The following is a 13313-nucleotide window of genomic DNA, read 5'->3' as shown; positions in this document are numbered from 1 at the left end:
GAGAATTAATTCTTCTGCTTTATTTTTTTGAAGTACTTGTTCGTCTCCTGCTTATAGTATGGGTTAAGGATTGCAGGGATAGTTTTTAATAATTCTATTTCCTTTTCCTTAGCCTTAAGGTATTCATTTAAAGATTCAGGAACCGAGATGTCATAGTCTGATGCCGTTTGCGCCTTTCGTTCCTCATCTTCACCCCTTTCGTTCATGGCGTTTTCAGCTTCTAACAAGCGAGTAAGAATTTCTTGCTGTCTTTCTACTGTTTCATCCGTCAGGTTTTTATTAATAAGATCTTCCTCATTCTTTTCCATTTGGTCAATGAGCTTATCAATTTTCTCGCCTAAATTATCTCCATCAACTCCGGTTTCAAAATTTTCAAGGGCATTTCTCAAACGTTGCTGCTCGGCTGCTAGTTTCGCTAATTGCTCAGAAAGTTGTCTTCCAGATTTTCCGCTTTGTTTTAATTCGCTTATTTGTTCACTGAGTTGTTTCTGAAGCTCGCTGAGTCCACCAGGCATAGGCTTATTTTTCTTACCCCCTTTGCCAGAGGAACTTGCCATTTGGTTTTGCATTTGTTGAACAACGTCATCCAATAGCAGAGCTAAATTATTAATAGAAGTCATTGTAAACTGCTGTTTTCCAGTGGCTTGATTAATTCTTTTTTCTTTTAACTCGTCTAATGCGCCATCCATTTGACGGTTCATTTCACTTACTTCCCTCATCACGAAAGAAGAGATTTGGAAAACTCTTTGAGAAAGAGAAATGAGGCTATCCTGAACAATCTTGGAGTCGTCTTTAAGCTTGAGTTGTTTCTGTGTAAGATCAATGAAGCGAGGGTCGCTCTCACGTATTTCACGGAAAGAGTTCATAAGGTCTTCTTGATTGAATGAAAGAGTCACGAGGTTGTCTACAAGCTCTTTCAGGAACTCTAAGTTTTCTTGCTGCTGCTCCATTTCCATGCCGCCTTGCATAGACTCAAGATCTTTTTTCATCTCCTTCATTTTCTCAGCCGCTTTTTGCTGAGCTTTGGAGGCGTTTTGTCTTTGTTGTGAAGGTTTATTGTCCTTTTGCTGCTCCTCTTCGCTCTTCGCTTTTTCCTCTTCCTGTCCTTTTTCTTGCTCTCCTTCAGATTTCTCTGGGTTATTCTTTTGCTTTGCGTCCTTTTGTAACTCTTCTTGTGCTTTTTCTTGCTCTTCTTTTATTTCTTCGAATTGCTCTTTTATATCGCTAGGCAGGTCATCTGGAGTTTTTCGCTCTTGATTTAACTCCTCCAACTTGTCCATTTTCTCTTGAAGCTTTTCGAGGTCTTCTTTTTCCTGCGCTTGTTTTTGACTGAGTGAATCGGCACTTATGTCTTCATTCTGAGTATCTTCAATAAGCTTCTCTTGATCTTTTATCCTTTCTTCTAATTCCTTGATGTTCTGTTCGAGCTTCATATCGAACTGGAGTTTCTTGAACAGCTCAAGGGTTCTTTCTAGCTCCTTTTCAAGGTCGCCACCTTTGTTTTTCATTTCCTCTATTTTGTCTCTGAACTCAGAAATATCTCCTTGCTCTTCCAGCAGCTTTCTCAATTCATCATAGAGCTTTTTTGTCTCATCATCTAGAATGTTGTTCATCAACTCTTGGAGCTGATTCATTTTTTCCTGAATCTTATCGTTCTGAGGAGAGAATTGCTCTTTCTTCATGTTATTGAGCTGATTTTCTTTCTTTAACTCCTCTAACTTTTCGGCCAGTTGCTCTTTCTGCTTAAGAATATCTTGCATCAGCTTTTCGTCTTGCCAATCCAATTCTTTTTTCGTCTTGAGGCGTTCATCCACCTCGCCTAGCTTCTCATTCAACTCTTGTGCTTCTTTCAAGGTTTTATCTATGTCTTTTTGAACTTTATCAGACGAGCGATCAATTTCTTTTTCAATTTCTTCTTTAGAAGGTATTTTGAAAGAATAGGTGCTGGTTTTTACGGATTTAGAACCATTAACTCCGTCATTATCAGAAACTTGTACATAATATTTGATTTCTGCGCCAGCTGTGATTTTAGCTGAATCCAGTTTGAAAACCTTATAATAACTCTGGTTACTCAAGTCTCTATTGAGCTCTAATGGAAGCTCTTCAAAACTTTGTTGGTTTTGATATTGGTAGAATAATGAAAGACGAGAAAAGCCATGGTCATCGGTAATATTTCCACCTAGAACCAAAGACTTGAATAAGACGGTGTCTTGATATTGATCTAGGGTGATTTCAGGATAGCGGTCTTTCACCGACTCTAGGGCAAAAACGAGAGAGTCACGATTAAGACTGTATTCGTTTTTAAGCTGGATGGAGTAACGGCTGGACTTATTGATTGATTGTTCGTGTGTAAAGGCACCATTCGAGTTCTTTTTTGCCGTTGCATATACATCAAGCCCGGGAAAGTTAAGCTTCACCTCATCCGTATTGTCGGTATTGAACTTCCATATAACGGTTGTGCCTTCAGGAATAGAAACGTTTCCAGAATTTTCTAATACTTCTTTCTCCCGTTTTAAATATTTTGGAAAGTTAAGCTCAAGATTGAATAATGAGAGTGTTGGGCGAGAAACTACCTCAATTTCATATTCTGAAGAAGTGATGCTTTCAGCTTCTAAAGAAAACTTAGTATCAGCTTGAACTCTTGTGAAGGTATATTCAAAACTATCGGGTCCAGTTTTGTTGGCCTTTACCTTTCGGCTATTGGTCCAAACATATAGATTTTGAGGAATAGACTTTCCTTCGGTATTTACCTCTAATGTGAAGTTTTCACCTTTAAAAGCCTTAAAATCAGTGTTTTTGATGGAGATTGAAAATGGCGCTTCTGGAAGAAATTCAGTATTGTAATTAATAATTCTAGTTGAGCTCTCAGTAAGAAACTGAGGAATAAAAAGAAGGAGAACAACAATAATAGCTCCTGGTCCAATTATATAACGAAGGTATTTTCGGTTGCCTTTGTAGTCAATGGCATTAACAAATGAAATTTTACCGACTTCATTGCTTTTTTGCTCGATACTGGCCAGCAGCAGTTCATTTTGAACAGTATTTAGCTTTTCTAACTGAATTATATTTAAAAGCTTGTCTGAAATTGCCGGAAAATGAGCCCCAATTTGTACGGAGGCTTCTTCATTTGACAAGTGTCGTTGCGCATTTCTTAAATAGTATAGATTTTTACCAATAAACCATACGAATGCCAATAGGCTTCCAAAAACGAATGAAAAGAACAGAACAGCCCTTCCACCACCACTTAAACGGGCAGAAAATTCAAAGGCATTGGCCACAATAAAAAGGCTGAGAAAAAATGCAAGAAATAGAATAGAGCCTTTGATCAACCGGTTAGTGTAGAACTTTTTCTTATATGCCTGAAGTTGCTGCTTTAGTAATTGGTTAGAACCCATCTCCTGAATTTAAACTTGTAAACATTAATACGTGAACGAGCCGTATTTGATTGTAAAACAATTGACTAAAGGAGAAATATACGATTTAAATTATCGAATTTCTAGGAGTATCGGGCAGTGATCAGAATGGATGGCATCATTCAAGATAGAAGCACCCACTAATCTCTCTTTCATTTCTGTTGTGGTCATGTGATAATCTATTCTCCAACCTTTATTATTTGCCCTTGAGTTGGCCCTATAGCTCCACCATGAATATTCATTTGGATTTTGGTTAAAAACACGGAATGAATCAATAAAGCCAGCCTCAATATATTTTGTAAGCCATTCTCTTTCTTCGGGTAAAAAGCCAGAAGAGTTCTTGTTTGAGACTGGGTTATGAATATCAATTGCTTTGTGAGCAATGTTATAGTCTCCGCTGATGATTAGGTTAGGAATAGTTTTTCTTAACGAATTGGCATACTCAAAGAAGAAATCCAGCCATTCATATTTAAAGTCTTGACGAATATCTCCACTTGTTCCGCTCGGCATATAGACGCTTATCACAGAAAAACCCTCATAATCAGCCCTGATCACTCTTCCTTCAAAGTCATACAATGGGTTTCCACAACCATGTTCCACGTGAAGCGGCTTGATTTTACTAAAAATTGCGACTCCACTGTATCCCTTTTTTTGAGCAGGTTCCCAATATAAATGATAGCCTAAAGCTTCAAATTCAGAGGTGTCTACTTGTTCGGGCAATGCCTTTAGCTCTTGTAAACATAGAATATCGGGATTTTCGGCTTTTAGCCATCCCACGAAATCTTTTTTCATGGCCGCCCTAATTCCGTTTACGTTGTAGCTGATAATCTTCATAACTCAATTTTTAATTCAGTTTCAAAATATTCAATTACATGCATTTTGAGAAGCTTTTCTTGATCCATGAGGTCGAAGTGTGGAAGAGCAGTTTTGGCTTTTTTCCAATGAGGCCAACCTTCAGCATCAATTCCCTCGAGTTCATAAAAGCCTGAAAGACTCAATACCTTACAAATAGCAATGTGCATTAAGTCTTGCTTTTCTTCTTTCGTGAAATTCTGTTTGCCGTTACCCAACTCTTGAACCCCAATAAGAAATAGAACCCCATTAAGGTCTTTGGGCCTTTTTCCTAAAAGTTGCTCTAAGTGGCTAAGCAACTTTACCCAGTTTCTCTGAAGTTCTAAATCCTTTTTATACATTATTTATTGAGCTCTTCCCAGAATTCTACCGCCCTTCTAAGGTGAGGAATTACAATGGTTCCCCCAATCAAGTTGGCGATTGAAAATACTTCAAATACTTCTTGGGTGGTGACCCCTAACTCATGACATTTCCCTAAATGATACTTAATACAGTCGTCACACCTTAGTACCATCGAGCTAGAGAGCCCAATAAGTTCTTTTACTTTTCCGTCCAATGCACCTGGCGCAAAGGCATTAGTGTCAAGATTGAATAATCTTTTCAATACTGTATTGTTCTCTTCCAAGATTTTTCCATTCATCTTGGCGCGATAATCGTTGAATTCTTCTACAATAGTCATTACCTTAATATTTTCGTCAAATATAGTTTCGTTTCTCGAATGCCCAGCAAGATAAACTTAATCTTGAACGACTTTGTCGCACTCTTTTTCCCAAACATATGTATTGGGTGTAAAGGACCATTGCCCAATGGCTTGAAGCATATTTGTACGGGTTGTCAGTACGAGCTGCCGAAAACAAATAACTATAAGGAAGAGGTTCCACATATTTACCAAAAATTGGCGGGCTCAATTCGATTTAATCATATGCTCGCCTACCTGCATTTTCAGAAAAAGGGAATTGTTCAGCATATTTTGCATGAGCTAAAGTATAATCATAATGAGGATGTTGGGCTTATGATGGGCCGATGGTATGGTCACGATTTATTGCTAGGGGGCTTTTCAAATGAGTTCGACCTCATTATTCCTGTTCCACTACACCCTTCAAAACAGAGAAAAAGAGGTTATAACCAAAGTGAAGCTTTTGCCAACGGTCTTTCAGAAGTATTGAAAGTGGAAGTTTGTATTGGGCTTAGGAGAGTTACAGCCAGTGAAACTCAAACGAGAAAAAGTAGGGCCGAGAGGCTGGAAAATGTGAAGGCAATTTTTGAAGCCGTAGATCCTGTGGAACTTAAAAAGAAACGGGTGCTTTTAGTGGATGACGTAATTACTACTGGGGCAACCTTGCTGGCTTGCGGAAATGTATTGATCGATGCAGGTGTGGAAGAATTGAGTTTTGGTGTATTGGCATCTACTTATTGACCCACTAAAACGAAAAAAGGCCGCTCACTATTAGTGAGAGGCCTTTTCATAGACTCTTTTTAATTATTATCTTCTTTTAGATTCAACTCCGATAGAAATCATGGCACATCTAAAACCAATAGTATTAGTCGCTTTATCTTGATCTAAAAATCTTCTTGTACCTGGGGACATCCAGTAAGCAACATCCTTCCATGAGCCTCCTTTGTATACTTTTGCTCTGTCATTAATCAATGACCTGAAATCTGTTCTATCACCATCCCAACCGTAAAGTTGTTCGGAATCTGCGGTTCCGTCCTTCCTTACGGGGTTTAAATCATCAACCGCTTGATAAGAAAGGGGTCTGTAGGTATCGTTTACCCACTCACTCACATTGCCACCCATGTTGAATAAACCAAAATCATTTGGTTCGTATCCACCAACCTCAGCTGGAATTACGTCACCATCATTATTGATATTTCCTGCAATGCCAGCATAGTCACCTCTACCCCTTTTGAAGTTGGCTAAAAGTTCGCCTCTTTTTTTACGGTATGGGTTTCTAACGCCTCTTCCATCCCAAGGATAAATTCTTCCGTATTCTTCGTTCTCGTCCAAATATTGTGTTCCAATGGTTGCTTTGGCAGCATATTCCCATTCAGCCTCATTTGGTAGTCTGAACTCTGGTAGATATATACCTCTTTCTATGAAAAGCTTTTTGTTTGCATTTATAAAAGCAATTTGATCCTGTTGAAGGTCATCTAGCTCTTGTGGTGTAACTTCTATGGCTCCTGTAAGACCAATCCCACTAGAACTACCAAGCATTTGAAGAGTACCATCTGGGTTAAAAAACTCAAATTTGTAAGCATCAGGAAGGTCATCAAGAGGTAATTGACTTATAGTTAAGTAGTTAACAAAATCAGTTCTCCACTTACAAAAGTCTACAGCTTGCCTCCAAGTCACTCCAACAACTGGGCGATTATTGTAACCTGGATTGTTATAGTAGTTTTCACTATAGACGTCATTGAAAGAAAAGTCACTAGACCAAACACTGTCGTTAGGGATTAAATCTTTAAGGGTCTGTCCGTTGTGGGAAGTGGTTGCAGGAAGAAATGGGTTCGTTGGATCGTCCACAATATTTACTTCCTTACCCAAGCTTAGCGGAATCGGGTTAAACTGATAAAAAACATATTCTTTCCAGTTTTCATTGGTAACTTCAGTTTCGTCCATGTAGAAAGAGTTTACTGTAACTGTTCTTTCTATGTTATCTCTGCTGCCCAATAAATCTTCCTCAAAAGAGCCTAAAACAGTTCTACCACCTTGAACAAACACCATTCCCGGAGGGTTAGGTAAATTTTTTGTGTCAAATGGAGTAAAATTGAGTGTGTCTTTTGAGTTACCATAAGCCATACCCGTTGTAGAACTCACTCTTCCTTTATTTTTATTAAAAAGGAAGCAAGAAGATAATAATGAGGAAGACAGTAAAATGAATACTGAAACCTTCAAAAACCCAGCTGTGTTTTTCATGTTAGTGCTTTAATCAGACCTTTTAGGTGAATTAAGGGGGCTAATATACGCTTATCCCTCATGTTTAACAAAGGTGTAATTCACTCATTGTTATGCAAAAACGTTACTTTCAAGCACATATTTTAAAATTCATCATCAAAATCTATGCTTTGAGAAAAGCTGGGGATGGAAATGAACTAGGGTGTTCATCATTTTTTAACCTGAGATAGGGTTATTGTAAGTCATTTGTGATCTGATCGGGCTTATTTTATGGTTAATCCGACTATTAAACCTTTCAGTAAATTGATCGGTGAGGTGTTGAATAAATGTATTTGCTTTAGGTTATGAAAAAGAATCAGCTGTATTGGATGCTCCAAATTGGAGGTTGGGGCGGACTCCATATTACCAGCTTTCTGGCCATTGCTTTTGTTTTGCCTTTCTGGGCATCTGTCATATCTACTTTAGTAAGTGTTCTTTGCGCCATTCTTATTAGCCATTTGTACAGGCTTTATGCAAAAAAAAGAAAATGGAAGGACTTAAAAATTGTCAAGCTCATTCCTCGAGTATTTTTTAGTAGTATTCTTCAAGGTGGCCTTTTGGCCATTCTCACCTTTTTAGTTGCAATTGGCTCCGTTATACTATTGATCAAACTAGATCCCAATTTGATGGATCATTTTACTGGCCTTTCTAAAATGGAAGGGGTTGATGAAGCCACCCTAGAAAAATTAAGAGAAGTGAATCGTGGCATATTTACGCCCAGCACACTGGTCATTATGGCTATGAGCTTTATTGGTAGCTACTCGGTTTACTTTATTAGTTGGTCATCGATCTATTTTGCTTATCAGTTTCTTCAGAAGAACAGAGAAGTGGAAATTGAAAAGTGGAAGCTTCAGGCTACCGTAAAAGATGCCGAACTAAGCGCTTTGAAGTCTCAAATTAATCCACACTTCATATTTAATAGTCTTAATAATATTCGATCTTTAGTAGTCGAGGATGCAGAAAAAGCCAGAGATTCTATCACTCATCTTTCAGATCTTTTGAGGTTTTCCATTCAATTTGATCATTACGAAAAGGTGAGCCTTGAGAAAGAAATAGAAGTAGTAGCCCACTATTTAAATCTTGAATCCATTCAGTTAGAGGATCGACTGAGGTATCAGTTTTTGATCGACAGTGAAAGTAAGGAATTTGTTGTTCCGCCAATGATTATTCAAACCTTAGTGGAAAACGCCATTAAACATTGTATCAATAATCTGCCAGAAGGGGGCGAGATCATCGTTGAATCTAAACTGACACATGGTTTCCTTAGCATTTTTGTCAAAAATACCGGGCAACTAAAAGGGCCAAATGGTTCTAAGCGAAAAGGTATCGGAATTGGTAATGCGCGTGAAAGGCTTAGGCTGCTTTATGGTGATAAAGCTTCATTAAGTATAGAAAATATGAACGAGCACATGGTATGTGCTACTGTGAAAATCCCCTTAAATTAGAAACCACAAAATTAAGCCATATGAAAACTTTAGTAATAGACGATTCAAGACTTGCCAGAAACGAATTAAAAAGACTGCTTAAAGAGTTTGATAACGTTCAAATTGTAGGCGAGGCTGCTAGCGTGGATGAAGCAATCGAAAAAATTACAGAATTAAAACCAGACTTAATTTTCTTGGACATTCAAATGCCAGGCAAAACGGGCTTTGATTTACTTGAAGAACTGGAAATCGTTCCTGAAGTAATCTTTTCAACTGCTTATGACGAATACGCACTAAAGGCTTTTGAATACAATGCGCTTGATTATTTGGTAAAACCTGTTCAGAAAGACCGTTTGGCGGGAGCCATTTCTAAGGTGATTGAAAAGGTGGAGAAAAAAGAACGAGAAAAGGAAAACGGAAGTGATAAGCTCACTATCCACGATCAGGTTTTTGTAAAGGATGGAGAAAAATGCTGGTTTGTTCAGTTGGCAGATATTCGTCTTTTCGAAGTAAGTGGAAACTACACCACAGTGTATTTCGATAAATCGAAACCGATGATCACCCGAACACTGAACTATTTAGAATCAAGGCTGGACGAGAAAACCTTTTTCAGGGCAAACCGCCAACAAATCATCAACCTAAAGTGGATTGAAAGAATTGAACCTTGGTTCAGCGGTAGCTTAAGAATCTATATGAAGGGTGGCGAAGAAATTGATGTTTCACGTAGACAAACCCTTAAGTTTAAAGATATAATGAGCTTCTAAAAGAAGGAGGGATGAAAAGAAATGGTAAGCAAATTGCGTTTGAGTTTATTTCTATAGTTGTGGCGGTAGTCTTGGCCATGGCTCTATCAGAGTGGAGGCAAGATTTTTTAAATAAAAAGCAGGCTGACTTATCGTTTCAAAACATTATTAGCGAGGTAGAAAATAACATTGAGTCTATTCAATCCAATAAGAATGAAATTCAAAAAAATTATGATCGTACTACTGCTTGGTTAAAGGCCGGTGAAAGCCAAAGAGATACAACAGATGTAAATCTCAATTTTGATCTCGGCTTATTAAGCGCGACAGCCATGGAAGTGGCCAAATTAAACCAGTCATTGACTTATCTATCGAACGACAAGGTGATGGATATTTCAGGAGTATATTCTATCCAGGAATTTTACCAAAGCAATGGTTCAGTGGCCTTTCACAAAATGACGGATATATTTCTTCAAATCAGAGATGAGAAAAAGGATAAAGCTTTGTCTTTGAGGGCATATCGCTATGAATTGACTTTGGCCCTAAGCGCAATATTGGCACTGGAAGGCTCTTACAAATCTTTTCTAGAAAAATACTCTCCTAATTCATCTGCTTTAGAATCTCTATTGCATCATTAATAGATAAAACCTCGTCAATTCGTAAAATCAAGCGAGTTTTGTGCTCCTTCATGTGGCAACTTTTTGGATGCGACTGAACAAAAGCGATAACTTTTCCGAAGGCTGGGGATTGGAAATAGCGCTCATTGTCAGAAGGCAAGAAGTAGCACTTCATCGACTCGTTTTTGATGACCACTTTTTCGAAACCTAGGTTTTCAGCCAGCCAACGCAGCCTCACCGTTTCCATCAAATCTAAAACAGGTACAGGGATAGGTCCAAAGCGGTCTTTTATACTGGTTGTGAATTTGGCTAAGCCTTCTTCATTCTTGATGTTATCGATTTTAGAATAAAGGCCCAAACGTTCCGAAATATTGGAAACGTAAGTCTCCGGAATGAGAATCTCTAAATCGGTTTCAATCGAAGTATCCACCTTAACCGCTTCGGCTGCTTCTTTCACCAAATCCTTGTAAAAGAGGTCTTTGAATTCGGTTTCTTTTAATTCTTGAACAGCTTCGTCAAGAATTTTGTGGTACATCTCAAAACCTAAATCGGTAATGAAACCTGTTTGTTCGGCTCCTAATAAATTACCTGCTCCGCGAATATCTAAATCACGCATGGCTACTTTAAAGCCATCGCCTAAATCAGAGAATTCTTCCAAAGCACTCAAGCGTTTTCTAGAATCGGAACTAAGCCCGATAGATGGAGGTGTTAATAAGTAACAGAAGGCTTTTCGGTTAGAACGCCCTACTCGTCCACGCATTTGGTGCAAATCGGAAAGCCCAAACATGTGCGCATGATTAATGATGATCGTGTTGGCGTTCGGAATATCTAGGCCAGACTCAATGATGTTGGTAGAAATCAATACATCGTATTCACCCTCGATAAACTTCATCATGCGTTTTTCAAGCACACTCCCTTCCATTTGGCCGTGGGCCACACCAATTCGAGCATCGGGCACCAACTTCAGGATAATATTTCCTACCTGAACAATGTCTTTAATTCGGTTATGCACAAAGAAAACCTGACCACCACGCCTCAGTTCAAAACTGATGGCATCGCGAATTATGGTTTCGTCAAAAGTGTGTATTTCCGTAGTAACAGGCTGTCGGTTGGGAGGAGGCGTAGCGATTACGCTCAAATCTCTCGCGCCCATTAACGAAAAGTGCAAAGTTCTCGGAATTGGTGTAGCCGTGAGGGTAAGCACATCTACATCCAGTTTAAATTCCTTGAGTTTATCTTTGACACGGACTCCGAATTTTTGTTCTTCATCAATAATGAGAAGCCCAAGGTCTTTGAACTCCACATCCTTGTTTACAATTCTGTGCGTGCCGATAAGAATCTCGGTTTTGCCTTCTTTCACCCGTTGAAGGGTTTCTTTAATTTCTTTACTGGTTTTGAATCGGTTGATGTATTCCACATTGACTGGAAAGTTTTCCAGCCTTTCAGCAAAAGTACGGTAGTGCTGCATGGCCAAAATGGTGGTAGGTACTAAAACCGCCACCTGTTTTCCATTGGCGCAGGCCTTGAAAGCTGCACGAATGGCCACTTCCGTTTTACCAAAACCTACATCGCCACAAACCAATCGGTCCATGGGGTGTGCCAATTCCATATCAGCTTTAACGTCTTCGGTGGCCTTGGCTTGGTCTGGAGTATCTTCATAAATAAAAGACGATTCCAATTCGGCCTGCATAAAACCATCGGGTTCAAAAGCAAAACCACTGGCGCCTTTCCTTTTGGCGTAAAGTGCAATCAGGTCTTTTGCAATGTCTTTTACCTTCTTCTTGACCTTAGATTTCTTGGTTTCCCATTCAGGAGAACCCAATTTGCTCATGGTTGGCGGAGCGCCTTCTTTACCTGAATATTTTGAAATTTTATGAAGGGCATGGAGACTTACATAAAGCAAATCGTCATCGCGATACACCAGACGGATGGACTCTTGCTTGTTTCCATTCACTTCTACTTTTTCCATTCCCGCAAAACGCCCCACGCCATAATCAATGTGGGTAACGTAATCGCCTGGATGTAAAGAGCGCAGTTCTTTCAGCGTTAAAGCCTTTGATTTACTGTGTTGTGTTCGGCTTTTGTATTTGTGAAATCTATCGAAAAGCTGATGATCTGTATAGCAGAGCATCTGGAGTGTTTTATCAATAAATCCTTGTCTGAGGCCAATATTAAGGGGTTGAATCTTAATGATAGGGTTCAACTCAGTGAATATTTTTTCTAATCGGCCGATTTGAGTGTCAGATTCCGCAGAGATTAAAAGCGTATGACTTTTCATTTGCCAACCACCAAGGTTATCAGCAATGAGGTCGAAATTTTTGTTAAAGGATTGCTGCACTTCGGCATCAAACCTAAATTCGAAACCGGATTTTTTGGTAAAGCGATTTCCGAACTCGATTTGAGTCAAACTCTCAATTCCCTTTTTAAAGGACTTTTGAGTTTCGAAAAGCGCATCTGGGCTGAGTACTATTTGCGCATCGGTAACTGAAAGCACTTCGTCAAAATTAGCAGAAGCCTTTTCGAAGTATTTTTCGATCGTATCTAAGGTTTGTTGGTAATCCTTAAACCAGATTTTGGTGTTGTTCGGAATAAAATCCAAAAACGATTGTCTTACTTCTTGCAACAGTCGGGTTTGAATATTCGGAATGATGTTGATGTGTTTTACACTTTCCTGACTAAGCTGAGAAACTGGATCGAAAGTTCGAATACTTTCTACTTCGTTACCGAAAAGCTCAATTCTGTAAGGTAAATCGTGTGCGTAAGAATATACATCTACTATTCCACCACGCACTGAAAACTGGCCTGCTTCGTACACAAAGTCGGTTTTCTCGAAATCGTAAGTCATCAGCAGTTCTGCTAAAAACTCCACATCAATTTCTTCTCCCACTTTGGTAGAAAAAGTATTGGTGGCCAAGGCCTTTTTGTTGATTACCTTTTCGGTAAGTGCCTCGGGATAGGTAATAATGATTTCGCCTGTGGACGCTTTATGGTTAATCCTGTTTAGGATTTCGGCACGCATGAGAATGTTGGCATTCTCTGTTTCATCAAACTGGTAAGGTCTTTTGTAAGAAGTAGGGAAAAGCAAAACTTCTTTTTCGCCAACCAAATTCTGCATGTCGTTATGAAAATAAGCAGCTTCTTCTTTGTCATGCATTACAAAAAGGGAAGTTTGCTTATTGTGTTGATACACGGCAGCCGCCACAACGGCATCCAAACTACCCACCAACCCCTTAAGCTGAATGCTATTTCCCTCGTTGGGCTTAATTCGCTCGGCAATGGTTTGAATGATAGGGTCTTCCCTATAAATCTTTATGAAGTCTTTTACTTTCAAG

10 protein-coding genes are annotated in these 13313 nt (G+C 39.0%); 4 read left to right on the top strand and 6 right to left on the bottom strand.

The genetic code is table 11. The features are described from left to right. Positions 1 to 5: 5 nt before the first annotated feature. The 4 genes from VOI17_RS02245 to VOI17_RS02230 form a co-directional block, all read right to left on the bottom strand. Positions 6 to 3395 carry a DUF4175 family protein gene (locus VOI17_RS02245; protein WP_323755606.1) on the bottom strand — a complete coding sequence of 1130 codons (3390 nt, stop codon included), beginning with the start codon at positions 3393 to 3395 and terminating at the stop codon, positions 6 to 8. 90 nt (positions 3396 to 3485) lie between these two features. After that, entirely contained in the window at positions 3486 to 4247 is a 762-nt protein-coding gene (locus tag VOI17_RS02240; protein WP_323755605.1) for an exodeoxyribonuclease III, read from the bottom strand. Beyond that, positions 4244 to 4606: a hypothetical protein gene (locus tag VOI17_RS02235; protein ID WP_323755604.1), complete on the bottom strand. Its 363-nt coding sequence runs from the start codon at positions 4604 to 4606 to the stop codon at positions 4244 to 4246. The genes VOI17_RS02240 and VOI17_RS02235 overlap by 4 nt, the downstream gene beginning before the upstream one ends. Further along, positions 4606 to 4944: a carboxymuconolactone decarboxylase family protein gene (locus VOI17_RS02230; protein ID WP_068410901.1), complete on the bottom strand. Its 339-nt coding sequence runs from the start codon at positions 4942 to 4944 to the stop codon at positions 4606 to 4608. Before VOI17_RS02230 ends, VOI17_RS02235 begins: the two co-directional genes overlap by 1 nt. A 39-nt stretch (positions 4945 to 4983) precedes the next feature. On the opposite strand from VOI17_RS02230, the gene VOI17_RS02225 reads away from it, so the two are divergent. Next, positions 4984 to 5682 (top strand): ComF family protein, encoded by a 699-nt coding sequence (locus tag VOI17_RS02225; protein ID WP_323755603.1) that lies wholly within the window; start codon positions 4984 to 4986, stop codon positions 5680 to 5682. A 66-nt stretch (positions 5683 to 5748) separates the two neighbouring features. Here the strand turns inward: VOI17_RS02225 and VOI17_RS02220 are convergent, their stop codons facing one another. After that, positions 5749 to 7182, bottom strand: a complete 1434-nt coding sequence (locus VOI17_RS02220; protein ID WP_323755602.1) for an SUMF1/EgtB/PvdO family nonheme iron enzyme — start codon at positions 7180 to 7182, stop codon at positions 5749 to 5751. A gap of 323 nt (positions 7183 to 7505) precedes the next feature. On the opposite strand from VOI17_RS02220, the gene VOI17_RS02215 reads away from it, so the two are divergent. Genes VOI17_RS02215 through VOI17_RS02205 form a run of 3 tightly spaced genes read left to right on the top strand, consistent with a single transcriptional unit; the run spans position 7506 to position 10002 of the window. After that, positions 7506 to 8645 carry a sensor histidine kinase gene (locus tag VOI17_RS02215; protein WP_323755601.1) on the top strand — a complete coding sequence of 380 codons (1140 nt, stop codon included), beginning with the start codon at positions 7506 to 7508 and terminating at the stop codon, positions 8643 to 8645. A gap of 20 nt (positions 8646 to 8665) precedes the next feature. Beyond that, the gene (locus VOI17_RS02210; RefSeq protein ID WP_323755600.1) at positions 8666 to 9388 is read left to right on the top strand and encodes a LytTR family DNA-binding domain-containing protein; all 723 of its coding nucleotides are present in this window, start codon (positions 8666 to 8668) and stop codon (positions 9386 to 9388) included. An 11-nt stretch (positions 9389 to 9399) separates the two neighbouring features. Next, positions 9400 to 10002 (top strand): hypothetical protein, encoded by a 603-nt coding sequence (locus VOI17_RS02205; protein ID WP_323755599.1) that lies wholly within the window; start codon positions 9400 to 9402, stop codon positions 10000 to 10002. Here VOI17_RS02205 and mfd read toward each other — a convergent pair. Beyond that, positions 9965 to 13312 (bottom strand): transcription-repair coupling factor, encoded by a 3348-nt coding sequence (mfd, locus tag VOI17_RS02200; protein WP_323755598.1) that lies wholly within the window; start codon positions 13310 to 13312, stop codon positions 9965 to 9967. The two genes, VOI17_RS02205 and mfd, sit on opposite strands and share 38 nt — an antisense overlap. Between the last annotated feature and the right edge of the window lies 1 nt (position 13313).

The sequence above is a fragment of the Roseivirga sp. genome (assembly GCF_034669765.1).
Lineage (GTDB): Bacteria > Bacteroidota > Bacteroidia > Cytophagales > Cyclobacteriaceae > Roseivirga.
Note: the sequence above shows the minus strand (reverse complement) of the source record. Positions and strands in the feature narration are given on the sequence as shown.